Origin of the sequence: Klebsiella sp. PCX (assembly GCF_021869705.1) — a bacterium.
Lineage (GTDB): Bacteria > Pseudomonadota > Gammaproteobacteria > Enterobacterales > Enterobacteriaceae > Klebsiella > Klebsiella quasipneumoniae.
On record NZ_CP091527.1, the window covers coordinates 4,881,537 to 4,907,691 of the forward strand.

At 61.5% G+C, this 26,155-nt stretch carries 18 protein-coding genes; 9 read left to right on the plus strand and 9 right to left on the minus strand.

What is annotated here, in order from left to right:
* Nucleotides 1–172: 172 nt before the first annotated feature.
* Nucleotides 173–1,444: an acid phosphatase gene (locus tag GQR96_RS23435; protein ID WP_065903809.1), complete on the minus strand. Its 1,272-nt coding sequence runs from the start codon at nucleotides 1,442–1,444 to the stop codon at nucleotides 173–175.
* A gap of 193 nt (nucleotides 1,445–1,637) precedes the next feature.
* Here GQR96_RS23435 and GQR96_RS23440 point away from each other — a divergent pair, with 193 nt between their 5' ends.
* Complete coding sequence (locus tag GQR96_RS23440) at nucleotides 1,638–2,480, plus strand: 23S rRNA (adenine(2030)-N(6))-methyltransferase RlmJ (RefSeq protein WP_004204945.1); 843 nt, start codon at nucleotides 1,638–1,640, stop codon at nucleotides 2,478–2,480.
* A 72-nt stretch (nucleotides 2,481–2,552) separates the two neighbouring features.
* On the plus strand, nucleotides 2,553–3,905 hold the full coding sequence (gorA, locus tag GQR96_RS23445) for a glutathione-disulfide reductase (protein ID WP_065903806.1): 1,353 nt from the start codon (nucleotides 2,553–2,555) through the stop codon (nucleotides 3,903–3,905).
* 53 nt (nucleotides 3,906–3,958) lie between these two features.
* On the opposite strand, the gene GQR96_RS23450 is transcribed toward gorA, so the two are convergent.
* A complete protein-coding gene (locus tag GQR96_RS23450) occupies nucleotides 3,959–4,582 on the minus strand; it encodes a glutathione S-transferase family protein (RefSeq protein WP_023319290.1) in 624 nt (207 codons plus the stop codon).
* A 126-nt stretch (nucleotides 4,583–4,708) separates the two neighbouring features.
* Between GQR96_RS23450 and GQR96_RS23455 the strand changes: the two genes are divergently transcribed.
* The 3 genes from GQR96_RS23455 to GQR96_RS23465 all read left to right on the plus strand — a co-directional run bounded on the left by GQR96_RS23455 (nucleotide 4,709) and on the right by GQR96_RS23465 (nucleotide 8,349).
* Nucleotides 4,709–5,857: an iron-containing alcohol dehydrogenase gene (locus GQR96_RS23455; RefSeq protein WP_062914626.1), complete on the plus strand. Its 1,149-nt coding sequence runs from the start codon at nucleotides 4,709–4,711 to the stop codon at nucleotides 5,855–5,857.
* Nucleotides 5,858–6,096: 239 nt separating this feature from the next.
* Nucleotides 6,097–7,749 carry an alpha,alpha-trehalase gene (locus GQR96_RS23460; protein WP_017899998.1) on the plus strand — a complete coding sequence of 551 codons (1,653 nt, stop codon included), beginning with the start codon at nucleotides 6,097–6,099 and terminating at the stop codon, nucleotides 7,747–7,749.
* A gap of 66 nt (nucleotides 7,750–7,815) precedes the next feature.
* The gene (locus GQR96_RS23465) at nucleotides 7,816–8,349 is read left to right on the plus strand and encodes a GNAT family N-acetyltransferase (RefSeq protein ID WP_048295698.1); all 534 of its coding nucleotides are present in this window, start codon (nucleotides 7,816–7,818) and stop codon (nucleotides 8,347–8,349) included.
* Nucleotides 8,350–8,383: 34 nt separating this feature from the next.
* Here GQR96_RS23465 and GQR96_RS23470 read toward each other — a convergent pair whose 3' ends face one another.
* Nucleotides 8,384–9,142 (minus strand): SDR family NAD(P)-dependent oxidoreductase, encoded by a 759-nt coding sequence (locus GQR96_RS23470; RefSeq protein WP_065903803.1) that lies wholly within the window; start codon nucleotides 9,140–9,142, stop codon nucleotides 8,384–8,386.
* A gap of 119 nt (nucleotides 9,143–9,261) precedes the next feature.
* Here GQR96_RS23470 and GQR96_RS23475 point away from each other — a divergent pair, with 119 nt between their 5' ends.
* The 3 genes from GQR96_RS23475 (at nucleotide 9,262) to GQR96_RS23485 (ending at nucleotide 12,893) form a co-directional block, all read left to right on the plus strand.
* A complete protein-coding gene (locus GQR96_RS23475) occupies nucleotides 9,262–10,161 on the plus strand; it encodes a LysR family transcriptional regulator (RefSeq protein ID WP_004204959.1) in 900 nt (299 codons plus the stop codon).
* Between the two features lie 106 nt (nucleotides 10,162–10,267).
* Nucleotides 10,268–11,299 (plus strand): inner membrane protein YhjD, encoded by a 1,032-nt coding sequence (gene yhjD, locus GQR96_RS23480; protein ID WP_062914623.1) that lies wholly within the window; start codon nucleotides 10,268–10,270, stop codon nucleotides 11,297–11,299.
* 271 nt (nucleotides 11,300–11,570) lie between these two features.
* Nucleotides 11,571–12,893, plus strand: coding sequence for an MFS transporter (locus GQR96_RS23485; RefSeq protein WP_017900001.1), 1,323 nt, complete (start codon nucleotides 11,571–11,573; stop codon nucleotides 12,891–12,893).
* A gap of 37 nt (nucleotides 12,894–12,930) precedes the next feature.
* Here GQR96_RS23485 and GQR96_RS23490 read toward each other — a convergent pair whose 3' ends face one another.
* Entirely contained in the window at nucleotides 12,931–14,982 is a 2,052-nt protein-coding gene (locus GQR96_RS23490) for an AsmA family protein (protein ID WP_017900002.1), read from the minus strand.
* 194 nt (nucleotides 14,983–15,176) lie between these two features.
* Here GQR96_RS23490 and GQR96_RS23495 point away from each other — a divergent pair, with 194 nt between their 5' ends.
* A complete protein-coding gene (locus GQR96_RS23495; protein WP_032456707.1) occupies nucleotides 15,177–16,106 on the plus strand; it encodes a 2-dehydro-3-deoxygluconokinase in 930 nt (309 codons plus the stop codon).
* 54 nt (nucleotides 16,107–16,160) lie between these two features.
* On the opposite strand, the gene GQR96_RS23500 is transcribed toward GQR96_RS23495, so the two are convergent.
* The 5 genes from GQR96_RS23500 to bcsZ form a co-directional block, all read right to left on the minus strand.
* Nucleotides 16,161–17,672 (minus strand): M16 family metallopeptidase, encoded by a 1,512-nt coding sequence (locus GQR96_RS23500; protein WP_004204964.1) that lies wholly within the window; start codon nucleotides 17,670–17,672, stop codon nucleotides 16,161–16,163.
* Nucleotides 17,673–17,891: 219 nt separating this feature from the next.
* Entirely contained in the window at nucleotides 17,892–19,178 is a 1,287-nt protein-coding gene (locus GQR96_RS23505; RefSeq protein ID WP_004204966.1) for a dicarboxylate/amino acid:cation symporter, read from the minus strand.
* 156 nt (nucleotides 19,179–19,334) lie between these two features.
* Complete coding sequence (hmsP, locus tag GQR96_RS23510; RefSeq protein ID WP_065903801.1) at nucleotides 19,335–21,341, minus strand: biofilm formation regulator HmsP; 2,007 nt, start codon at nucleotides 21,339–21,341, stop codon at nucleotides 19,335–19,337.
* Between the two features lie 243 nt (nucleotides 21,342–21,584).
* Nucleotides 21,585–25,064: a cellulose synthase complex outer membrane protein BcsC gene (bcsC, locus tag GQR96_RS23515; protein ID WP_065903798.1), complete on the minus strand. Its 3,480-nt coding sequence runs from the start codon at nucleotides 25,062–25,064 to the stop codon at nucleotides 21,585–21,587.
* Nucleotides 25,046–26,155 (minus strand): cellulose synthase complex periplasmic endoglucanase BcsZ, encoded by a 1,110-nt coding sequence (gene bcsZ, locus GQR96_RS23520; RefSeq protein ID WP_065697474.1) that lies wholly within the window; start codon nucleotides 26,153–26,155, stop codon nucleotides 25,046–25,048. Before bcsZ ends, bcsC begins: the two co-directional genes overlap by 19 nt.

Below are 26,155 nucleotides of genomic sequence, written 5' to 3' on the forward strand. Positions count from 1 at the left end.
CTGTTGAAAAGGGTGAGTGAAGCGCGCGTCCGGCGCTTATGCATGAGATCTAGAATGGGGGATAGTTGGGGGAATTTCAATGACGGGCGGTGCGTCAGCCTGGGTATTGCTGCGATAAGTCCGCCCGTTGCCGGAAAAACGCGGCACGCGGTGCAGCGTGCCGGAAACCGCATTAATGCCCTTTTTGCGCCATTTCCCAGGCCGCCGACAGATTCAGCCGCTGCCAGAACTGCTGCTCGGGGGTGGCGCCGGACAGCGGGTAGCCCGCCGGCAGCGCGGTATTGACCATCAGCGCCCGGCGCTGGGCCGCAGACAGCTGCGGCAGGGCAGCCTCCAGCAGCACTTCCGCCCCCTCCGGCACCTGCAGGCGCGGCTGCGGCCCCGTCTGCCGCGGCAGGTCGTAGGTCATGGTGAAACGAGTGAAATCACGCATCGCCGGATCGCGCCAGGGATCGTCTCTCACGCTGCTCTTCGCGCACTCGGCCAGCGATGTGCCGCAGGCTTTCGCCAGCGCGGCGCGCAGCTGATCGCGGGCTTCGTTAAATAATACCCGGTAGCGCGGATCGTTAAGATAATGGGCCACGTTGCGCTCGGCCACCATCCGCGAGCCGATCACATCCAGGGGATAGTGGACACCCAGCACGATGCGCGAATAGCCATAGCGTGCGCCGCGCGCCACCAGCGCGTCGTAGCGCTCCGGGATCATCGCCGCCAGCAGCAGCGCATCAGTATAGCCAGTGTTGGTGTGACCGCTGGGGAACGAGCCGCCGTCGGCGGTATAGGGCTGGTTATCCTTCACCACCACGTCGTCCGGCACCAGGTGAATGGTGTTGCCCTGCACCAGAAACGGCCGCGGATTGTTGTAGTGCTTTTTCGCCTCGCCGGTGCTGACCTCCGAGGCTTTGATCAGCGCCGCCGCTTTCCCCAGCGCGCCCTGGTCATAGGCGGTCAGAAACGCGTTGCCCAGCCGCGGCCCCAGCGCGTCGCTGAGGAAGTAGAGGTAGCTAATCCCTTCCGCATCGGCCAGCGCCTGACGGCGGGTGGTCTGTACGGCGTCGCGGTTAATGGCGGTGACCGTCGCCAGATTCTGCTGCACGACGGTATCCGGCAGGCTGCTGAACGCCGACAGCAGCGCAATGCCCGCCTGCTGATTGGTCCGGGTCTGGAAGTCATAGCCGCTGGCCTTCAGCCAGGCGGTATCGGCCTGGGTTTTGTTTTGTTTCGCGTGCGCCAGCCGATCGCGTGTCAGCGCGGCGGCATCCCCCTGCAGAGCGTGGCGCAGCTGCGCCAGCGCCTGTTGCTCAAGATCGTCATACGCCTGGCTGGAGGCAGCCGGCGTCACGCTATTGGCGAGGGCCGCCGCCCTGTTCAGCGGGATGTCTTTAGCCAGAACCGGTTGCGCCAGCAGCAGCGCCACGGCCAGCAGCGAGAGTTGATTTTTCATTATTTTTCCTTTTATTCAAACAATTACCTTGCCTGTATCCGACGCTAGCGCGGCCGTTTGACGCTTTTATGACAGCGTTATGTTTTGCAACGCTTTTGGCAGAAATGAAACAGCGCGGCGGCGCAGCGGTAATCTCGGCCGATCTGCGGTAAACTATCGGTTAACTTGTTTATTTCCCGGAATCTCTGCATCCATGCTCAGTTATCGCCACAGCTTTCACGCAGGCAACCACGCCGACGTCCTCAAACACACCGTTCAGAGCCTGATCATCGAAGCGCTGAAAGAGAAAGAAAAACCGTTTCTCTACCTGGACACCCACGCCGGCGCGGGCCGCTATCAGCTGAGCGGCGAGCACGCCGAGCGTACCGGCGAGTATCTCGAAGGCATCGCCCGGATCTGGCAGCAGGACGACCTGCCGGCAGAGCTTGAGCCCTATATTTCGGTGGTCGAACACTTCAACCGTAACGGCCAGCTGCGCTACTACCCGGGCTCCCCGCTGATCGCCCGCCAGCTGCTCCGCGAGCAGGACAGCCTGCAGATGACCGAGCTGCACCCGAGCGACTTCCCGCTGCTGCGCGCCGAGTTCCAGAAAGACAGCCGCGCGCGCGTCGATAAAGCCGATGGCTACCAGCAGCTGAAAGCTAAGCTGCCGCCGGTCTCGCGCCGCGGTCTGATTCTGATCGACCCGCCGTACGAAATTAAAACCGACTATCAGGCGGTGGTGACCGGGATTAACGAAGGCTATAAACGCTTCGCCACCGGCACCTACGCGCTGTGGTACCCGGTGGTGCTGCGCGCGCAGATCAAACGCATGATCAAAGACTTAGAAGCCACTGGCATTCGCAAGATTCTGCAGATTGAGCTGGCGGTACGTCCTGACAGCGACCAGCGCGGCATGACCGCCTCCGGGATGATCGTCATCAACCCGCCGTGGAAGCTGGAGCAGCAGATGAACAATGTGCTGCCGTGGCTGCACAGCAAGCTGGTGCCGGCCGGTACCGGTCACACGACCGTCAGCTGGATCGTGCCGGAGTAATCGCAACCATCGGTGGAACCTTTTACGCCTCGCGTTACAATCGCGGCAATCAACGATTAAGGACATATGGGCATGAGCAAACATTATGATTACCTCGCCATCGGCGGCGGTAGCGGCGGTATCGCCTCGATTAACCGTGCGGCCATGTACGGCCAGAAGTGCGCGCTGATTGAAGCCAAAGCGCTGGGCGGCACCTGCGTCAACGTCGGCTGCGTGCCGAAAAAAGTGATGTGGCATGCGGCGCAGATCCGCGAAGCGATTCATCTTTACGGCCCGGACTACGGTTTCGATACCACCATCAACCATTTCGACTGGGAGAAGCTGGTCGCCAGCCGCAGCGCCTATATCGACCGCATTCATACCTCCTACGACAACGTGCTGGGTAAGAACAACGTCGACGTGATCAAAGGCTTTGCGCGCTTTGTCGATGCCCACACCGTGGAAGTGAACGGCGAGACCATTACGGCCGATCATATCCTGATCGCCACCGGCGGCCGTCCGAGCCACCCGACCATTCCGGGCGTGGAATACGGTATTGATTCCGACGGTTTCTTCGAACTGCCGGCGCTGCCGAAGCGCGTGGCGGTGGTCGGCGCGGGCTACATCGCCGTTGAGCTGGCGGGGGTGATTAACGGCCTCGGCGCTGAAACCCACCTGTTCGTGCGCAAGCACGCGCCGCTGCGCAGCTTCGATCCGCTGATCGTCGAAACGCTGGTGGAAGTGATGAACGCCGAAGGTCCGCAGCTGCATACCAACGCCATCCCGAAAGCGGTGGTGAAGCATGCCGACGGCAGCCTGACCCTTGAGCTGGAAGATGGCCGCAGCCAGACCGTTGACTGCCTGATCTGGGCGATTGGCCGCGAACCGGCGACCGATAACTTCGACCTGGCGGCTACCGGCGTGAAAACTGACGATAAAGGCTACATCGTCGTCGATAAGTTCCAGAACACCAGCGTGCCGGGCATCTACGCCGTGGGCGATAACACCGGCGCCGTTGAGCTGACCCCGGTGGCCGTGGCCGCAGGCCGTCGTCTCTCCGAACGCCTGTTTAACAACAAACCGGAAGAGCATCTGGACTACAACAACATTCCGACCGTGGTCTTCAGCCACCCGCCTATCGGCACCGTCGGCTTAACCGAGCCGCAGGCGCGCGAGCAGTATGGCGACGACGCGGTGAAGGTCTACAAATCCTCCTTCACCGCGATGTACACCGCCGTCACCTCGCACCGCCAGCCGTGCCGCATGAAGCTGGTGTGCGTTGGCCCGGAAGAGAAGATTGTCGGCATCCACGGCATCGGCTTCGGAATGGATGAGATGCTGCAGGGCTTTGCGGTGGCGTTGAAGATGGGCGCTACCAAAAAAGACTTCGACAATACCGTCGCTATTCACCCGACGGCGGCAGAAGAGTTCGTCACCATGCGCTAACACGCGAGCGCCGGATGATAAAAAGAAGCCCTGAGGGGCTTCTTTTTTTATGCTCAGGCCACGCCGTTATTGCCATGGCGCATAAACGCCGGGCGCTGATTGAGCGCCATATACCAGCGCTCCACGGCCGGCATTTCCGGATGCGCAAAGGGCGTCATCTTCCAGCGATGCACCGACAGCCCCAGCACGATATCGGCCAGGGTGAAGCGCTCGCCGGCTATCCACGCCCCGGTACGCTGCAACTGCGCCTCGACAATGCGCACACAGTGGGTCCAGGTGGCAATGCTCTCTTTAATCGCCGCCGGATCCTGAAAGCGAGGATCTTTACGCACCAGCCCCATAAAGGCATGGCGCCAGGCATTATTGAACTCGGTCGCCTGCCAGTCCATCCAGTGCTCCACCTCGGCGGCGGGCTGCGGCTCAGCGGGCAGCAGATCCCAGCGCTCCGCTTTCCGCGCCAGATAGCGGCAGATGCTGTTCGACTCCCAGAGCACAAAGTCATCGTCCAGCAGCACCGGCACCAGGCTGTTAGGATTCAGGCGCTGAAATTCAGGGGTGTCCAAGGGCTTAAACCCGCTGCCGTAATCCTCCTGCTGGTACGCCAGCCCGATCTCCTCGCAGGTCCACAGCACTTTCCGTACATTGATTGAAGAGCGTTTGCCCAGAATTGTTAGCATCGTCAGCGATTCCTCAGCCATAAAAGAGAGTTCATTCACTCTACTCTATTGCCAGCCAGCAACAAGGCAGAGCGCTGGATAATGTGTATAGTTGATTCCAGCCTGTTTGCCGAAAAGGAACCCGACATGTTGACCCCTTTTACCGTTTTGATGCCCGCCAATATTCGTTTTGGCCGCGGTCAGGCCCAGAGCGCCGCCCCCTGGCTGGCGCAGCAGGGTGGTCCCATTCTGCTGGTGCATGGCGCCAGCCCGCAGCGGGCGGCGTTTCTCCGCCAGCAGCTGGAGGCGCTGCAGCTTGCGGTCACGACGCTGGCGATAAGTCGCGAACCCTGGCTTAGCGATATTGAGCAGGGCGTCCAGATGGCGCGCGAGAAAGGGATCAGGGCGGTGGTCAGCCTCGGCGGCGGCGCGGTGATTGACGCCGGTAAGGCGATTGCGGCGCTGGCGCCCGCCACCGGCCCGGTGATCGACTATCTGGAGGTGGTGGGAACGGGCCGTCAGCTGGAAGCCAGTCCCCTGCCGTTCGTGGCGATCCCCACCACCGCCGGGACGGGCGCGGAGGTTACCAAAAATGCGGTGATCAACGTTCCGGAACAGCAGCGGAAGGTGAGCCTGCGCGACGACCGGATGCTGCCTGACCTGGCGATTGTCGACCCGGCGCTAACCGACAACGCGCCGCGGAGTATCACCCTGAGCTCCGGCCTTGACGCCCTGACCCAGGTGATAGAGCCGTGGCTCTGCAGCCGGGCCACCCCTTTCACCGACGCCCTCTGTCAACAGGCGATCCCGCGGGGTATCCGCGCGCTGAAGGTTCTGATGGAAAAAGAGTGCCCGGCCAGCCGCGACGAGATGGCCTGGGTCAGCCTGTGCGGCGGACTGGCGCTTGCGAACGCCGGGCTGGGGGTGATCCACGGCCTCGCCGGCCCGTTGGGCGGCCTGAGCCGCGCCTCGCACGGTGCCCTGTGCGGCAGCCTGCTGCCGTTTGGGCTGGCGCTGAATGAGTCGCAGATAAACGACCCCGCCCTGCGCCAGCGCTTCAACGACGTTCGCCGCTGGCTGGCCGACGGGCTGGAGGTCCCGGCGGATCGGGTCTGGGACAGTCTGCGGGAATGGAGCCTTCACGCCGGTCTCGGCACCCTGCGCGACCTCGGCGTGGCGCGCGACGCGCTGGAGCCGGTGGCGCTGGCCGCCAGCACCTCCTCATCCATGAAGGCCAATCCGGTCAGCCTGAGCAGCGAACAGCTGCTGGAGATGCTGGAGGCGGCGTGGGAGTGAGCGCCCCGGGATAAAATTTTGTTGCATAATGAATGCTCCGAATTTTATCTTCGCCCAAGCGCGGACTTATTAATGATTTATCAAGGCGTTACTTAAAAATCACGGCGTCCCCTTCAGGCGGAAAAGCGTGATCTAACGCACAGTTTGCTTCACACTCACCGAAGCGACTGTCTACGCTTAAAAGACAAGGCCGGGTACGCCCGGCCGCGAACTCACGCTATCCGGAGGTCCGTATCGCTATGTTCAGCCAGAAATTACGCCACGTTGAAGACGACGAGTTAAGGATCGACATCGATCCCTGCTACGAAGCCGATCCGTACGAATTAAAGCTGGATGAGATGATTGACGCTGAACCGGAGCCTGAGGTGATCGAGGGGCTTCCGGCGTCTGACGCCCTCACCCCGGCGGATCGCTATCTTGAGCTGTTTACCAACGTGCAGAAATCACGCATTTTTGCCGACAGCAAAACGTTTCCCGACTGCGCGCCGAAGCACGACCCGCTGGACATCCTGCGGAACTACCGGAAGGTCAAACGTCAGCCCGATTTCGATCTACGACAGTTCGTTGAGGACAACTTCTGGCTGCCGGAGAGCCAGACCGACGTTTACACCTCCGACCCCAACCTGACGCTGAAAGAGCACATCGATAAGCTGTGGCCGGTGCTGACCCGCGAGCCTCAGGATCATATCCCCTGGTCGTCGCTGCTGGCGCTGCCGCAGGCCTATATCGTCCCCGGCGGCCGCTTTAGCGAAACCTATTACTGGGACTCTTATTTCACCATGCTGGGGCTGGCGGAGAGCGGCCGGGAAGATCTGCTGAAATGCATGGCCGATAACTTCGCCTGGCTGATTGAAACCTACGGTCACATTCCGAACGGCAACCGCACCTACTACCTCAGCCGCTCGCAGCCACCGGTGTTCGCCCTGATGGTCGAACTTTTTGAAGAGGACGGCGTGCGCGGCGCGAAGCGCTATCTGGATCATCTGAAGATGGAGCACGCCTTCTGGATGGACGGCGCCGAGTCGCTGATCCCGCATCAGGCGTATCGGCACGTGGTGCGCATGCCGGATGGCTCCTTGCTCAATCGCTACTGGGATGATCGGGACACGCCGCGGGATGAATCGTGGCGCGAGGACGTGGAGACCGCCCGCCACTCGGGACGGCCGGCCAATGAAGTCTACCGCGATCTGCGGGCGGGCGCCGCGTCCGGCTGGGACTACTCCAGCCGCTGGCTGCGGGATATCACGCGGCTGGCCAGTATCCGTACCACGCAGTTTATCCCCATCGACCTGAACGCCTTCCTGTTCAAGCTGGAGACGACCATCGCCAACCTCTCCGGGCTGAAGGGCGATCGCGAGACGGAAGCAGCCTTCCGCCAGAAGGCTCAGGATCGGCGGGCGGCGGTTAACCGCTACCTGTGGGACGATGAGAACGGCTGTTTTCGCGATTATGACTGGCGCCGCGAACAGCTGGCGCTGTTTTCCGCCGCCAGCATTGTCACCCTTTACGTCGGCCTGGCGACCCACGAACAGGCGGAACGCCTTGCCGATGCGGTGCGGGCCCGCCTGCTCACCCCCGGAGGGATCATGGCCACCGAATACGAAAGCGGCGAGCAGTGGGATAAACCCAACGGCTGGGCGCCGCTGCAGTGGATGGCGGTGCAGGGATTTAAACGCTACGGTCAGGATCCGTTGGGAGATGAGATCGCCTGGAGCTGGCTGCAGACGGTCAACCACTTTTACAAGCAGCACCACAAGCTGATTGAGAAATACCACATCGCCACCGGCGTGCCGCATGAGGGCGGCGGCGGGGAGTATCCCCTGCAGGATGGCTTCGGCTGGACCAACGGCGTGGTGCGCCGGCTGATTGGCCTGTACGGTGAGCCAACCTAGTCGGGCTGTTCCCGGCGGCCTTCTCCTGCTATGTTCAGGGGATTCGCCCTGCCCGGAATGACGCTTATGCCTGAACTTCTGACGCCGCGCCTGCGCTGCTCACCGCTGCAGCTGGACGACTGGTCGTTTTTTCTTTCCCTGCAGCAGGATCCGCAGGTCATGCTCTATGTGGCCGACCCCCGGCCGCAGGCGGCCATCCGCGAGGCGTTCGATTCGCGGCTGCCGCCGTGGACGCCCGGGGATGCACACTGGCTGTGCCTGGTGGTGCGCGACAGGCTGACCCATACCCCGCTCGGCCTCACCGGTTACCTACATCATCAGCGCGACATAGCCGAGGTCGGCTTTCTCTTCGCCCCGGCGGCGCAGGGCCGGGGCTACGGCTACGAATCGCTGCGCGCGCTGTGCGACTACGCCTTCACCACCGGCGGCGTCCGCCGCCTGACCGCCACCGTCACCGCCGGCAACGAGGCGTCTAAGCAGTTACTGCTCAAAGCCGGGTTCCGGCTGGAGGGGGTGCTGCGGGAGAACTACTGGCTCAACGGACGCTGGCACAACGACTGGCTGTTCGGTCGGCTGCGCGCGGAGGGCGATGCGCCCTAGCGCGCCGCCGCTCACGGTCTGACGACAGCGGGGTTCAGAGGAACATCCCTCCCGAGACTTCCACACGCTGCGCGTTCATCCACGCCAGCTCATTGCTGAGCAGGGCGGCGATGGCGTCGCCGATATCATCCGGTAGCCCGACGCGCCCCAGCGCGGTCTGGGCGGCGATATGCCGATTCACCTCGGCGTTATCACGCACCTCCCCGCCGCCAAAATCGGTCTCAATGGCCCCCGGCGCGATGATGTTCACCGATATCCCCCGTCCGCCCAGCTCTTTCGCCTGATAGCGGGTCAGGACCTCCATCGCCCCCTTCATCGCGGCGTAGGCCGCATAGCCCGGCAGGGCAAAGCGCGCCAGGCCGCTGGAGACATTAAGGATCCGCCCCCCGTCCTGCAGGAGGGGCAGCAGCCGCTGGGTCAGAAAAAACGGCCCTTTGAACTGGATGTTCATCAGCTCGTCAAACTGCGCTTCACTGGTCTCGGCGAAGGGGACGTTGAGGCCGATCCCAGCGTTGTTCAGTAAATAATCAAAGGTAGTGCGTCCCCACTTCTGCGCCAGCACCTGCGCCACCTCGCTGGCAAAGGCGTCGAATGTTGAGGAATCGCCGACGTTCAGCGCCAATGCTGCCGCCTTGACCCCTTTTTGCTCAATCTCCGCCACCACATCGAGAGCCGCCTGGCGGTTGCTGTGATAGGTCAGAAGAATGTCGGTTCCCTTCGCCGCCAGCTTCAACGCGGCGTTTTTACCCAGGCCACGGCTGCCGCCGGTCACTAAAGCGATACGTTGTGTCATCAGAAGACCCCTTTCAGGTTGCGTTGTGATTGTGTTCTAGCTTATTAACTGCCAGTAAAACAATAAATACGCTACATTACGTTTTACTGTTTCATTCACAACAACAATAGGCCATCGGCATGGATAAAATTCATGCAATGCAGTTATTCATTCGCGTAGCGGATCTGGAGAGCTTCTCCCGCGCCGCCGAGACCCTGGCGCTGCCGAAAGGCAGCGTCTCGCGGCAGATTCAGGCCCTGGAAAGCCATCTTGGCGTGCGGCTCCTGCACCGTACCACCCGTCGGGTTCAACTCACCCAGGATGGGATGGTCTACTACGAGCGGGCGAAGGATCTGCTGAGCAATCTCGACGAACTGGACGGGATGTTCCAGCACGATCCGGCGAGCATCAGCGGCCGGCTGCGGGTGGATATGCCGGTCGGTTTTGCCAAAAAGCTGGTGATCCCGCATCTGCCGACTTTTTTGCAGCAGTATCCGGGCATCGAACTGGAGCTGAGCAGCAGCGACCGGCTGGTGGACGTGATCCGCGAGGGGTTTGACTGCGTGGTGCGCGTCGGCGCGCTCAAAGACTCCGGGCTTATCGCCCGCCCGCTGGGCAAGCTGACGCAAATTAACTGCGCCAGCCCGGACTACCTGGCCCGTTTTGGCTACCCGCAATCCCTGGAGGATCTGGCGGATCATGCCCTGATCCACTACGCCAGCACTCTCGGGGTCCGTCCTTCCGGCTTCGAGGTGGTGATCGACGGCGCCGTGCGCTGGGTAAAAAGCGGCGGCATATTGACGGTCAACAGCACGGAAACCTATCAGGCGGCCTGTATCGCCGGGCTGGGAATTATTCAGGTGCCGCGCACCGGCGTGCGCGAGGCGTTACGCGCCGGCGAACTGATCGAGATCCTGCCCCAGTACCGCGCTGAGCCGCTGCCGGTCTCGCTTATCTACCCGCACCGGCGCAATCTCTCCCGCCGCGTGCATCTGTTTATGGAGTGGCTGGGCGGGCTGATGAAAGATTACGTCGATTGATCCGCGCGGAGGGTGAACGGGGGGCGGGCAGATGCGTTCCTGCAGGATACGGCATTTAAGGTATACTTTTTGCTGAATCTCGCGGTAAAAAAGGAAGAAATTACGTATGACGCCGGAAAACGACGATCGACGCCCACCACAGGAACCGGACACGCAGCCGGAGAAAAGCAAAAGCCCCCTCGACGCCCTCAATGACACGGCCGTCGGCCAAAAAGCCAACCAGGCGCTGAAGACCGTCACCGGAACGGCGGCTAAAGTGCAGCGCAACCCGGTGATCGCCCACCTGCTACGCGCCGCAGAGCGCTTCAACGACCGGCTGGGAAATCAGTTCGGCGCGGCCATCACCTATTTCTCGTTCCTGTCGATGATCCCGATCCTGATGGTCTCATTTGCCGCCGCCGGCTTCGTTCTGGCCTGGCATCCGACCCTGCTGCAGGACATTTTCGACAAAATTCTGCAAAACGTCAGCGACCCGACGCTGGCGGCGACGCTGAAAAACACCATCAACACCGCGGTGCAGCAGCGTACCGCCGTCGGTGTGGTCGGCCTGCTGGTGGCGCTCTATTCCGGTATTAACTGGATGGGCAACCTGCGCGAAGCGATCCGCGCTCAGTCACGCGACGTCTGGGAGCGCCGGCCGCAGGACGAGGAGAAAATCTGGATAAAATACTTCCGCGATCTTATCTCGCTGATCGGTCTGCTGGTGGCGCTGATTATTACGCTGTCGATCACCTCTGTCGCCGGTTCCGCCCAGCAGTTGATTATCTCCGCGCTGTATCTGGACAATATTGAATGGCTGAAACCCGCCTGGCGGCTGATCGGTCTCGCCATCTCGATTTTTGCCAACTATCTGCTCTTTTTCTGGATCTTCTGGCGGCTGCCGCGCCATCGTCCGCGGCGCAAGGCCCTGTTTCGCGGCACGCTTATCGCGGCGATTGGCTTTGAAATCATCAAAATCGTCATGACCTGGACGCTGCCGGCGCTGGTGAAATCCCCCTCCGGGGCGGCGTTCGGATCGGTGCTCGGGCTGATGGCCTTTTTCTATTTCTTTGCCCGCCTGACGCTGTTCTGCGCCGCGTGGATCGCCACCGCGGAGTATAAAGACGACCGACGGATGCCGGGCAAAACCCACCGCTGACGTATTGCGAGGATGAATAAAAGAGGCAAAATTCATCCTCGCGCTTGATTTCAGCAGATAAATCCAGCGCGTAACTTTTATTTAACGAAAAACTGGTTTTATTCTCTATCCTTTTAATTGTGTGAAGCATTTCATAGAACTATTTTTTCTGGCGTAAAAATTATCCGCTTTTTGCCGCTTTTTTGCTCATTCTCTTCGTTTGTTACAGATTGAAATGTCCCTGTGGCTGTGGCTATATGGCTTTTCGTTCGCGCAAAAATAAGAAAGATCTATGCAAGCCACAGCCACCACACTCGAAAACACGCAGGAAACCGCCCCGGTCAACTCACGCAATAAAGTCGTTGTCGCCTCGCTCATTGGCACCGCCATTGAGTTTTTCGACTTCTACATTTATGCCACTGCCGCGGTCATCGTCTTCCCGCATATCTTCTTCCCGCAGGGCGATGCCGCCGCGGCCACCCTGCAATCGCTGGCCACCTTCGCCATCGCCTTCGTCGCCCGGCCAATCGGCTCCGCGCTGTTTGGCCACTTCGGCGATCGCGTCGGCCGCAAGGTTACCCTGGTGGCTTCGCTGTTAACCATGGGGATCTCCACCGTGGTGATCGGCCTGCTGCCCGGCTATGAAAGCATTGGCATTGTCGCGCCGATGCTGCTGGCGCTGGCGCGCTTCGGTCAGGGACTTGGCCTCGGAGGGGAATGGGGCGGCGCGGCGCTGCTGGCTACGGAAAACGCCCCGGCGCGCAAGCGCGCCCTGTACGGCTCCTTCCCGCAGCTGGGCGCGCCGATCGGCTTCTTCTTCGCCAACGGCACCTTCCTGCTGCTCTCCTGGCTGTTAACCGATCAGCAGTTTATGGAATGGGGCTGGCGTGTGCCGTTTATCTTCTCCGCGGTGCTGGTGATCATCGGTCTTTATGTTCGCGTTTCGCTGCATGAGACCCCGGTCTTCGCCAAAGTGGCGGCGGCAAAAAAACAGGTCAAAATCCCGCTGGGTACCCTGTTGACCAAACACGTTCGCGTGACGGTGCTGGGCACCTTCATCATGCTGGCAACCTATACCCTGTTCTACATCATGACCGTCTACTCGATGACCTTCAGCACCGGCGCGGCGCCGAATGGCCTGGGCCTGCCGCGTAACGAAGTGCTGTGGATGCTGATGATGGCAGTGATTGGCTTTGGCGTGATGGTGCCGATCGCCGGCCTGCTGGCGGATGCCTTTGGTCGTCGTAAGAGCATGATTATCATCACCACGATGATTATTTTGTTCGCCCTGTTCGCCTTTAAACCGCTGCTGGGCTCCGGCAATCCGCTGCTGGTCTTCGCCTTCCTGCTGCTGGGCTTAAGCCTGATGGGACTGACCTTTGGCCCGATGGGCGCGCTGCTGCCGGAGCTGTTCCCGACCGAAGTGCGCTACACCGGGGCATCGTTCTCCTATAACGTGTCGTCGATCCTCGGCGCCTCGGTGGCGCCGTACATTGCCGCCTGGCTGCAGGGCAACTATGGCCTCGCGGCGGTCGGCACCTATCTGGCGGCGATGGCGGCGCTGACGCTGATCGCCCTGCTGCTGACCCACGAGACCCGCCACCAGTCGTTGTGATCCTTCGCCCTGACGCCGCTGGCGTCAGGGCGCTCTCCTACTTTTTCATCTGCGACAAAATGGTCCGGCACTGGTTGCTATCGCCCTCCGCCGGAGAAACCAGCGCCAGCAGCGCGGCAGCCGGGGTCACCAGGGTGGCCAGCGCCGCCGCTACCGCGCCGCGGACAATCAGCGGCCCGGCCTTCACCCCCGCCTGCGGCGATTTAAAGGTGCCGCGAACATACAGCGGGGAACGCAGGGTGATCACCCGGAAGCCTTTGCTTTCCGGATCGATGGTCAGGTCCAGCTGCTCGGAGGCGAAGCTGGCGGTCCCGGTTACATTGATCAGCGCGTTTTCCGTATCGAAGGCAAAAATCTGCGGCCGGGCGACGCCGTTGGTCACGTCGATATTGGCCGCCGCGCAGTTCACCCGAACCTCCTCATCGCCAAAAATCTGGCCGATCAGGTAGTTGCCAACGTTAAGGCCGAGAATTTCCATCAGGTTGCGACTGATCAGGCCGTCGTTCATCAGCAGCTTCAGGTTGCCGTTGCTGTTGCCGAGCAGGGCCGCCACCGAGTTGCCGCTGCCGCGCAGCTGAACGTCGCCATTCATCTCGCCGAGGGTTTTCTGCATCATCTCGACGTTCGGCATCAGCGCCTTCAGCTTCAGGCGCCGCGCCTGCAGATTAGCCTCACCCTGCAGCGGCTTTTTATCGCCCTGCAGGTGCACGCTGCCGGCAATCGACCCGTTGGCCAGGCCAAAACGCACCGGCTGCAGGCGCAGGTCGCCATCCTCCAGGATCACGTGGGTCGCCAGATCGCTGATCGGCAGCGTGCCGCCGTGCTCGATTCTCCGGCCCTTAAAGCGCACATCGGCATCCATCACCTGCCATTTATCGGTTTCAAAGCGGTCCGCCGGCAACACTTTACCCGCCGGCTGCGGTCGGTCGCCCGCCTGGCGCGCTGCGCTTTTCTTCGTCCCTTTGCCGGAGTCGACGCCGATTAACGGCCCGAGATCCGCCAGCCGCAGCTGCTTCGACTCCATGTCGCCGCTGAGCTTCGGTCGCGGTTTGCCAGTGGTATAGGTCAGGGAGCCATGAATGTCGCTATCGCCGATCCGGCCGTTAAAATCCTGATAGTCAAAGCGCATGCGGTTTTTCTGCTTAAAGTCGGCGCGCAGGTGGCCGTCGGTGGAGAACGACGGCGTCTCCGGCAGCAGCACGCCGGTCAGGTCGTAGAGGTCGCGCAGCGAATCGCCGGCGAATTTCAGCCGCAGGTCAATGCCACCGACGTTGAGCGGGTCGCTGACCGTGCCGCTAAACGCCACCCGCGTATTGCCGGAGCGGAAGTCGCCCTGCAGCGGGAAAGGCGTGCTTGCGCTGCGCAGGGCCAGCATGCCGCCGATTTTACCGTTGCCGGTGACCGGCTGCCCCTTGTAGCGGCCCTTCAGCGAAAGACCAAAGACGTAGTCGCCTGGTTTCGCCGCGCTCTGCCGATCCTGCGTGCCGGTGACTTCGCTGAACGGCAGCGGTTTGCCTAGAGGATCGACGAGGATGGTGATATCGCTGCGGGTGATCTTGTCATCGATAGCGATAGTCCCGCGGTCGAAAAGAATATTATCGAGGCGGAAAGACCAGCTGGAGGGGGCGCTGTCCCCCGCGGCACGCCGATCGCCAGCCAGCTGAAAGGTCCAGTTATTGTTGTCTTCCGCCAGGCGGATCAGCCGCACGTCGGGCCGTTCCAGCTTGATCCACGGCAGATACACCGTTTTGCTCAGCAGCGCCAGCGGGGCGAGGGTCGCCTCCACCCGCGGCAGGTGGATCATGGTCACCTGGGGAATGGCCGGCGGATTGCCCAGCACGATATCCTCCGCGTGCACATGGGGCCACGGGATCCAGCTGCGCCAGCCGCGCTCCTCCGGCTGACGCTCCCAGACCACGCCGAGATCGCCGCGGATGGCGAACGGGCGGTTCAGCTCGGCAGACACTTTCTGATTGATCGTCGGCTTCAGCCGGTTCCAGTCAAAGGTGGCCAGCACGATAAAGAAGAGAACGATCAGCAACAGTATCGTTCCTGTGATGATTACCAACGTTTTACGGGTTCTGCTCATCCCTACTCCGCTCCTTTTGCATCACGTCAGTCCTGAATATAGTCAAAAAGCGGCGTTTCTCCTGGAAATGCGCTTTTCGTCACATTACGCGCGTCAGGTCAAAAAAATAATGGAACGATGTTTTAATATGATTGACCAGCAAAACAGCGCAGCGCACACTAGCGCTTATATCGATTCCATTGCAGGTTCTGGCTATGTCTAAAAAAATTGCCGTCATTGGCGAATGCATGATTGAGCTGTCAGAGAAGAACGGGGCCGTTAACCGCGGCTTTGGCGGCGATACCTTAAACACTTCGGTCTATATCGCGCGGCAGACAGATGCCAGCGCGCTGAGCGTCCACTACGTCACCGCGCTGGGAACCGATGCGTTCAGCCAGCAGATGCTCGACAGCTGGCAGCAGGAAAACGTCAACATCAATCTTATCCAGCGGATGGCCGACCGCCTGCCGGGGCTGTATTACATTGAAACCGATGACGCCGGCGAGCGCACCTTCTACTACTGGCGCAACGAGGCGGCGGCAAAATTCTGGCTGGAGAGCGATCGCGCAGCGGCGATTTGCGAAGAGCTGGCCACTTTCGACTATCTCTATCTGAGCGGTATCAGCCTCGCCATTCTCAGCCCGGTCAGTCGTGCAACGTTGTTCACGCTGCTGCGTGAGTGCCGCGCCAACGGCGGCAAGGTGATCTTCGACAACAACTATCGCCCGCGCCTGTGGGCCAGCCAGGCGGAGACGCAGCAGGTTTATCAGGAGATGCTCGCCTGCACCGATATCGCGTTTCTGACCCTCGACGATGAAGACGCGCTGTGGGGGGAAAAACCGGTCGCCGAGGTGATCGCCCGCACCCACGCCGCCGGCGTGGAAGAGGTGGTGGTGAAGCGCGGAGCGGATGCCTGCCTGGTCTCGGTTAGCGGGCAACCGCTGCGGGAAGTGCCGGCCGTCAAGCTGGCCAAAGAGAAGGTGGTGGATACCACCGCCGCCGGCGACTCCTTCAGCGCCGGCTATCTGGCCGTTCGCCTGACCGGCGGCGATGCTGAATCCGCCGCCAGACGCGGACATCTGACCGCCAGCACGGTGATCCAGTATCGCGGGGCGATCATCCCGCGGGAAGCGATGCCGCAATAATCCTCACCTGTAAGCGCTCTCCGGCCGCCGCTGGCGCGCCGGAGAGGCGTCAGGTTACTGCCCCGACGGGATGTCGCTGGCCTCGCTGTGGGCGTCAACCGTATCGGCGCTGCCGCTGGTCGCTGCGGCCGCCGGACTCGCCGGACTCGGCGCCATCAGTTTTTCCCACGTGGCCTGCAGCTCCTTCATGTTGTATTCCGGTTCGCCTTTCGGCTGCTGTAACACCAGCGCCATATCCTGAGAGAGTTGCTGACGCAGGTACTGGTTCAGCATGTCCACCGTCAGGGAGTTGAGGAACTCCTGACGCAGCTTCTGGTACTGCTCCGGCGCGATATCCACCACCTGATTTTGCAGGGAGCGCATGCGCTGGCTCATCAGAATGTCGGTATCGGTGCGCGCATAGGTGGCAAACAGCTTCTGCAGCTCGAGGCTTTTCTGGGCGATAAGCGCGTCAAACTCCTCCTGCGGCAGGCCGTTGTCGCGCACTTTCGCCAATTCGCGCGAAACCACGCTCAGATTGTTATTCAGGCGCTCGCCCGGCGATTCGATATTGATGGCGCACTGCGCGCGCTGATAGAGCACCCGGCAGTCGAAACCAAGCCCAATATCCTTGACGTTATTTTTGCTCAGGCTCTGCTGCACGTGCCAGAACAGCGCTTCGCGGGCGAGGTCGTCGCGCCAGTAGCGCTGCAGCGCTGCGGAATCGCGGATCGGCTGCCAGGGGGCGTCCCACATGATGGACAGTTTGTCCTGGCGCACGGCGCTGGTCATGATGCTGACCGGCACGGTGGGCAGCGGCGATAAGGTCGGCACCGCCGCCGGCGTTTCCCGCTTCCCCTTCAGATCGCCAAAGGTCTTGCTGATTTGCTCAGCGACGCTGCGGCTGTCGACGTTACCCACCACGATCAGCGTCATGGCGTCAGGGGTGTACCATTTTTGATAAAAGTCTTTCAGCTGCGCCACGTCGATCGGCTGCTTCAGCGGCGCGGCGGGATCGTGGCCCAGCATGGTGGAGCCCTTCAGGCGATAGCGCCACCAGCCCTCTTTGGTATCCAGCGGCCAGGTCGCCACCATGTCGCTGCCCTGCAGCGCGTGATTGATCGATTCAGGCGTAATGGTCAGTTTACCGCTGGCGTCCGCCAGCCAGCTCAGCGCCTCTTTCAGCAGATCGTTGCGGTTATTCGGCAGGCTGAGATTAAACATCGTGTAATCGTAGGAGACGATGGCCGGCGGCAGAGGACGCTTCGGGTCAATACTCTGCTGCCACAGCGAGCGCGCCTGCATCGTCGGCAGGCTGCCGCTTTGCGTCAACGCCAGACGGGGAATAAAACGGCTGAAACCGCTCTGCTGAGTGCTTTCGCTCAGCGAGCCAATATTCACGGACAGACGGACTTCGATACGGTCGCTGGGACGCTGCGGCGTGGCCAGCACCTGCCACGACAACCCATTCGCTAAGGTCCCTTGTTGCCAGGCCGGATCAGGCTGGAGCGCTTCTGCCTGCACATAACCGGCCGCCGCTACCATCAGCAAACCGCCCGTTAAGAGTTTAATTGTTGTGCCCTGCATGTGAACCCCTGATGAACATTCCTGGTTACAACAGCATCCCACTGACGGGCTGCCGAAAAAAGTGAGAGTGAAATACGTCGGTTAGACCACACGGAGACGAAAATGTCGCATGACAACGTAAAATAATCATTTCGTGTCATTCCCGCCGGGCGGAAATGACCTCTAATTATGCGCAGGAGCCCGTACTCCAGCAAGGGAGTACGGGCCTAAGAGGAGGATTTAAGAGGATAATTCGTGCGTTTTGTTCGCGGGAACACGGTTATTCAGCACATCATCCATCTGTTTGGCATCGAGTTCTTTCACCCATTTTGCCACCACCACCGTGGCGACGCCGTTACCGACCAGGTTAGTCAAAGCGCGGGCTTCGGACATAAAGCGGTCGATACCGAGGATCAGCGCCAGGCCAGCGACCGGTAAATGCCCAACCGCCGAGATGGTCGCCGCCAGCACGATGAAGCCGCTGCCGGTCACTCCCGCCGCCCCTTTCGAGGAGAGCAGCAGCACCACCAGCAGGGTGATTTGATGGAAAATATCCATATGGCTGTTGGTCGCCTGGGCGATAAACACCGCCGCCATCGTCAGATAGATAGAGGTGCCGTCGAGGTTAAACGAATAGCCGGTCGGGATCACCAGGCCCACCACCGACTTACGACAGCCGAGCTTCTCCATCTTGTCGAGCATGCGCGGCAGCGCCGATTCGGATGAGGAGGTCCCCAGCACGATCAGCAGCTCTTCACGGATATAGCGGATAAATTTAAAGATGCTGAAGCCGGTGGCCCGGGCGATGCTCCCCAGCACCAGCACCACGAACAGGATACAGGTGATATAGAAGCAGATGATCAGCTGCCCCAGCTGCACCAGGGTGCCGACGCCATATTTACCGATGGTGAAGGCCATGGCCCCGAAGGCGCCGATCGGCGCCAGGCGCATAATCATATTGATGATGCCGAAGATGACCTGCGAGAAACTTTCAATGACGTTGAAAATCAGCTGGCCCTTGCTGCCCAGACGATGCAGGGCAAAGCCAAACAGAACGGCGAACAGCAGAACCTGCAGGATGTTGCCGCTGGCGAAGGCGCCAATGACGCTGCCCGGGATCACATCCAGTAAAAAGGCCACCACCCCCTGGTCTTTCGCCTGCTCAGCGTACACCGCCACCGCTTTCGCATCGAGCGTCGACGGGTCGACGTTCATCCCGGCCCCCGGCTGCACCACGTTGACGATAATCAGACCGATAATCAGCGCGATGGTGCTGACCACTTCGAAATAGAGTAGCGCTACCGCCCCGGTACGGCCAACGGCTTTCATGCTCTCCATCCCGGCGATCCCCGTCACGACGGTACAGAAGATAACCGGAGCAATCACCATTTTAATCAGCTTAACGAAGGCGTCGCCGAAGGGTTTCATTTGCGCGCCCAGTTCCGGGTAAAAATGGCCCAGCAGAATACCGATCGCTATGGCCGTCAGAACCTGGACATAGAGGCTTTTAAAGATAGAGGTTTTCATAGGGTGTCCTTTGGGAATAACCACAGAGCAAGAAGGGATATTTGACGTCTGTGGCTTAAAAATAACACCCTGGAAACATTTCAGAAATAACTAACGCCGAAAGTGCAACGCAATTGTTAAAATCTTTGAGCTGACTCGCACAAGTCAACAAAACATTTACAAATTTGCATCCTCCCGGACCGGGGAGAGATAGCGCGCGCTGAACGCCTCCTGCGGTAAAGCGCAACCGAACAGATGGCCCTGGAGCACCTCGACGCCGGCGGCTTGCAACCAGCGGTACTGGGCCTCGTTCTCCACCCCTTCCGCCACGATACGTAGCGACAGGCCGCGCGCGAGCTGGATCATCGCCGGCACCATGCTGACATCCTCCGGCAGCATATCGATGAATACCTTATCGATTTTCAGGATATCAACCGGCAGGGCCTTCATCTGCTGCAGCTGGTGCAACCCGGCGTAACCCATGCCAAAATCATCCAGCGCAATACGTACCCCGGCCTCGCGCAGAGGCTGCAACCGCGCCATCACGTCCTGCGGATCGTCCATCCGGCAGCTCTCCGTCACCTCGAGGATTAAGGTCCCCGGCGCGATGCGGTAGCGGGCGATCAGCTTCAGCATCTCCTCGCCGCGATCGTGCTCCAGCAGCTGAAGCAGCGAAACATTGACCGACAGCGGCAGCATAATCCCCTGGCTTTGCCAGGCAGCCAGCTGGCGGCAGGCCTCTTCCATCACCCAGTAGCCGACCGGGATAATCAGCCCGCAGGACTCAATGCGTTCAATCAGCGCCGGCGGTAGCGACCAGCTGCCATCCGCCTGCCGCTGACGCAGCAGCACCTCGGCGCCGCAGATCTCGCCGCTGGCGCAGGCCACCTGCGGCTGCAGCCAGATAGCGAACTGCTGGTTGTCGAGGGCGGTCATTATATCGTGCTCTTCCATCAAGCGACGCTGAGCCTTTTCCATCTGCTCGGGATCGAAGAACTCAATCTGGTTTTTACCTTTGCGTCTTGCGGTGACGGCGGCCGACACCGCGCGCCGGTAAAACTGTTCGGCGCTGAGGCCGGGGTGGAACATAGCGATCCCGACGCTGGCGTAGGGTCGCAGCTGCAGACCATGCAGCGGCAAACGTTCATTAATAATAGTGAGCACTTGCTTACTTAACGTCACCGCCTGCCAGGATTCGGCGAGGCCATCGGCGAGAATGGCGAAGTCATAGCCGCTCACCTGGGCCAGCACCATCTGCGGCGGGATCGCGGCGCGCAGCTTCTCCACCAGCGTCAGGAGCAGCATTTCGCGCTGGCTCTCCTTGAGCACGCCGGCGGCGTCCTGTAGGGTTTCACAGGCGACGACGATCAGCGCGGCGCTCTGCGGGCGGGCCACCGTCTGCTCCAGCATCGCCAGCAAAAAGGCTTTATTCGGCAGCTCGGAGACCGGGAAGCGGGTCGACTGGATGGACAGCTCATCATGCTGGCGCACCAGGCTCTGCTGGTTGCGGTTATAGCTGCGCACCAGCATGCCGATCTCGTCGTCATGGTGCAGGCGCGGGAGGGTCAGCTGATGCCCAAGACGCTCCTGCTGGGAGAGATCGTTCAGCTCGCGGGCGATACGCCGCAGAGGGCGAACCATCAGCCGGTTGATGCACCAGGTGAGCGCCACCGTCAACATCAGCACCAGAAGTAAGTAAGCAGTCACTAACGTAGCAAGGGCGCTCATGACGAATTTATACATGCGATAGGAATCGGCCTGCAGCACCAGATAGGCCAGCGGCTGCGGGTTGGCCGGCCGCTCCAGCGAATAAATGGGCAGCGAAATCTGCACCGGCAGCTCAAACAGCCGGGTGATGGTCACCGGCACCGACCGCTCGGGGATAAACCGCATCCGTAACGCCTGGAACTGGTTGGGCAAGACCACATCCGCCCGGCTGACGATGCCAGCAGGCTGGATACGGCTTAAAATAGCTTCCGCTTCCGGAATATCGGCTTTCAGAATAGCCGCCGACAGCGGTTCGCGAACGGATCGCGCGATACTTTCTAACTGCGTGGCCGTGGTAAAGCGACTCTGTTGCACAAAGTGAAACAGCAAAATAGTGCAAAAAACCAATACAAAGGCCATGGACACGCTCGCGACCATCGCCATCTGTTTGATTGTAAGTGAACGGCTGACGCGCAACGGTGTTCTCCACTGATACTGAATGCATACCCGGTATCAATCCTTCAATCCCGGTCGTTTCAGGCTGATTATATACTCAAATCCTTCGCCCACGCCCGCGAGGGATGAAGTGACGGGATATTTCCACGCGGTGACGCAGACGCCGGAGAGACCTCCCCGGCGGCCGACGGTGGGCAACGCCTCACGAGTATACGCGAAGCGCGCCGTGGAGTGGCGCTCTGTGACGTAATTCAGCCTATTCTGCTACCAGTCGGCGTAAGGCACCAGCGGCTGGGGCGGCATATCCAGATCCCCCTGCCAGCCTGCCGCCGAGTAGCGGACGTAAAGCAGCGCATGGCTTGGGGTATAATCCTTCGCCTGCTGAATATCGACCGCGGCGCCAACGAACCAGTTGCTGGTCACCCGCCGCTCCACCAGCGCTCTGGCGGTGTAACCGAATCCCTGGCTGCTGCTGCCCTGCTCCGTCAGTTCGCTGGCGCGCTGCCGGTGGTCGGACGGGATCAGGTTCAGCAGCGGATAGCGGGCCTGCGTTTGGGTACGCGAATGGGACCATGACACCGACCCGCCGAGTTCCCAGGACCAGTTCTCCGTGCGCTGACGCCAGGTCACCGGCACGGCGAAAGAGAGGTACTCCTGCGGGCTGTAATAGCCGCCCTGGCCGAGGGTGTAGCCGCTGAGATCTTTGTCGTAGTGCCAGATCATATTGTTGAGACCGACGGTGACGCGACGATTATTCTCGTTAATCACCTTGTAGTAGTAGCCGGTCATCCAGCGCACGCGCCAGTTATCCGCCACGTTTTTACCGGTCAACGAGTCGGCCCCCAGCGAGGACCAGATCCCGTGCGCTTCGCCCCGGTCATAGCTGAGGCTCACACCGCCGCCGTCGGCGCGGACACCGCCCCAGGTGGTGCCGGTATGGCTGTTGCTGTCTTTCTGCCCGCCGAAGGAGAGCAGCGAGCTGGAGATGGGCCGCCGGTGGACGTTGACCGTGTACCCCACTGGCCCGACGTCGCTGCTGTAGCTCAGGCCGCCGACCACATCGACGACATTGAAGCCCATCGGCGTGGTGCCGATATCCCCGCTCCAGGTGTCGTTCTGCCAGCCGACCGCCACGCTGGCCCCGCTGTCGGTCTGATTTTTACTGCCGCTGGTGCAGGCGATCTCCCCACAGGTGCCCCAACTGGGCGAGTAGCTCCCGTCACTGTGGGTGGAAAAGCTGCCGGCATCCATATTGACCAGGTCGGTGCGGAAGAACATCCGGCCATCCGCTAGCGGGGCATCCACCTGCAGCATGGTGGTATGCGCCTTCAGATCGGAATAGCCGCCGGTGCCGCTGGATCCCCAGAAGTCATGTTCCAGGGTGACGTTCAGATCCTGCTGGCGATAAAGGTCGGCGGCATCGCTGCGGATCCCGCGCTTCAGCCAGTCATCCCGGCTGTCGTTGCGCGTCAGCCGGGTAAAGGTATCGTTATCCTGCGGCTGCGCGGGGGTGATGCCGGAGGCCACCATCGCCTCCTGGTAGTGGGTCAGCGCCTGCTGCGGCTCCCCGTTCCGGGTGGCAAAGCGCGCGGCATCGCGCAGCACCAGCGCGCTCTCCATCGAGGGCGGCTGCGCCTTCGCCTGCGGCACAATCTGGTTAAAAATCCGTTGGGCGTCAGCGGTATCGCCAAGGCCAGCTCGCGCCAGGGCGACCCGCCGCTGCATATTCATGGATTCGGCTTCTGCGCCTTTCAGCTGCATGACCTGCGCCCGGGCGGCCGGTTTATCCCCCTCGGCCAGGTAGACTTCCGCAAGGCCGAGGCGCGCATCGCCGTTGTCGGCTTCCTGACGCAGCACCCGCTGATAGTCGGCAATCGCCGTCTGGTTGTCGCCGCGCTGCTGCGCCCAGTCGGCCAGCGTCAGGTTATAGCGTACCGAGGCCGGCTGCTGTTTGATGAGGGCGATCGCCTGCGCTTCCTCGCCGCTGTCGCGCAATTGGTTCGCCTGGCGCAGCACCCGGTCGCTTTGCAGACGCGCCTCCAGTTCACGGATGTTATCCGTCCACGCGCTGCGCGGCAGGGTGGCGATTTGCGCCAGCGCCAGATCGTCCTGGTCGTTCCCCGACAGGTACAGCCCCGAGGCGTATATCCGTTCAGCATCCTGCGGCTGGCGGTTGACCATCGCCCGCATCAGCGCATCGGCTTGCTGGCGTTCGCCGGCGCTGACCAGATCCCGCGCCAGACGATAGGTGATCCACACGCTGTCCGGATCGAGCGCCAGGCGCCGACGCTGGACTTCCGCCGCCTGCGCCCAGTTGCCCTGGCTCTCCAGGGCCTGCGCCTGTTTCTCCAGCCGGTCGTTGGTCAGGCTGCGCTCGATATCATCAATACTGCGCCGCTGGGCAGCAGGAAGGCCGGCGATCCAGGCGCTGGCTTTCTCGGGCGATTCGGCGCGATAGAGGTTGGCCAGGCCGCGCACCGCCAGGTTATTGCCGCGATCCAGGCGCAACGCCTGCTGATAATAGCGCTCCGCCGCCGCCGACTCTTTGCGCGCCGCCGCGACGTCGCCCAGCCCCAGCACGGCATAGCTGTCGGTCCGATCGACCCGCTGCGCCTGGGCATAATAATTCTGCGCCTGCGCAAGCTGACCGGCCTTCAGGGCGTTATCCCCCTGCTTGATCAGCAGCCAGTAGCGGTTGGTTTGCAGCAGGCTGTCCCATTTGCCGCGATTCGGGCTGTCGGGATCCATGGCAATCGCTTTATTGAGCTGGGCCACCGCCCGCGCGCGGTCGCCGCGCTGGGAATAGGCCTGGCCGAGGGCGCCCACCGCATCGCTGTCGCGGCTGTCGGCCTGAACGGCTTTCTGCAGATCCGCCACCGCCTGCGAGGTATTTCCGGATTTGACCGCCGCCAGCCCTTCCGAGCGGGCGCGGAACGTCGGATCCTGCAGCTGCGCCTGCTGCTGGTCGAGCAGGACGCGGGCGTTCGCCGCCACCGAGCCGGTAGGAAACTGCAGCAGGAATTGCTGCAACGCCTGCACGCTGGCCTTGCTCACCGGCATGCTTTTCACCTCGCTGTACCACATATCGGCGGCGATACCGCGTCCTGAGGCCGAGCGGGCCATTTCCGCCAGATAGGCGAACCCTTCCTGCGGTTTGTTATCGGCAAACATCTGCTTCGCCAGCGCCGTGAGCAGGCTGACGTTGCCCGGCGCGCTGGCGTTCAGTTTTTTCAGCTGGCTGACGCCTTCGCTATGACGGGCCGGCAGGCGCGCCACCAGCGTCCAGTATTCAATCGCGGCATCAACATCATCCGGCACGCCGCCGAACAGCTTTTCGTAGGCGGCGATGGCTTCATCGACCTTCCCGGCCACGCCCAGCAGTCGCGCCTGCTGCAGCGCCTGACGACCCTCGCCGGTGTTGCTTTTCATCTCATTGCGCGACGCCTTCAGCTCCGGGGAGTCCGGCGCCAGCTTCGTCAGTCGCTCCAGCTCTTTTTGCGCCCCGGCGGCATCCCCCTGGCGCAGCAGATAGCGCATCCGCGCGGCAATCAGGTCCGGGTTGTTGGGGTCAATCAGCTCCAGACGGTACAGCGACTGGCGCACCAGGTCTTCACGATTGCTGGCCTCGCCGAGGCGCACCTGCTCCAGCAGATGTTCCTGGGCGGGCGTCGTCGCCGCCTGCGCTAACGGCAGCAGCGCAACGCCGAGGGACAGCGTGAGTAAACTTAGTGAGAGCTTGCGCATTCCTGGTTCCAGTCAGGTTGTAATTCGCCACCCGCAGTGAAACGAAAACGGTGTTGATCCCAACCCTGGCCAAACAGCGTCAGGACCGCGCTGTAGTAGGCATCCGCGCCGGGATAGTTATCGGCGACGCGCTGCCGTTGCACCGACCGGGCCTCGTCGTTCTGTAAAAACGGCAGCATCACCGCGGAAAAGCCCACCGGCCCCTGGCCGCTGGTTTTGCCAGTGGCGATATTCACTTTCTCCGGCGGTACCCCCTGCTCCGCGGTCTGCGCCGCCATCGGCGCAAAGCGGGCCAGCAGACGCGCTTTCTGCTTATCGCCGTCATGAAGCATGCCCACCCACAGGTAGACGCGAATCGCGTCATAGCTGCCGATCGGCGGCTTCTCCGTTTTCAGCTGCCAGCCTTTCCCTTTCTCATAGCGCACCCAGTCCGGGGCAAAGCCTTTCGGTGCGGTCTCCAGCAGCAGACGCAGGTTAGTATCGCGCAGGGCAGGCCACGGCGCGCCAAAACGCACAAAATAGGTGGCCAGCTGCGGTGGAAGATAGCTGGGGTTAAACCGCCAGCCGCTGTCATCGGCAAAACCGACTTTTCCCGGCAGCAGCATCGTGCCAAGGCCCGGCACCGCCACCGTCTCTTCATCGACAATCCGCGCCAGCAGCGCTTTCCCGGTCTCGGTGTACTGCGGCTGCTGCCACAGGCGCCCCGCCTCCAGCAGCGCCCAGGCTATCCACAGATCTGAGTCGGATGCCGAATTGCTGTCCAGCAGCGTCCACTGCTCGTCGTCCTTTTTCCCCCACAGCCAGCCCGGCAGATGCTGCCGCAGGTCGCCCTCCGCCAGGTTGTTCTGCGTCCAGGTCAGCAGCTTGTCGAACCCCGCGCGATCGTTGGCCGCCAGGGCAAAGAACAGGCCATAGCTCTGTCCTTCGGAAGTGGAAATTTTGCGCGCATCGCTGGGGTCGATCACCCGCCCCTCGGGGCTGACGTAGGCTTGCTTAAACTGCTCCCAGGCGGGCCACTGGCAGGCGGCGCTCGCCTGGCCCGCCGCCAGCACCAGCGCGGAGAGCACCGCGCCGCAAAGTACTTTCATCAT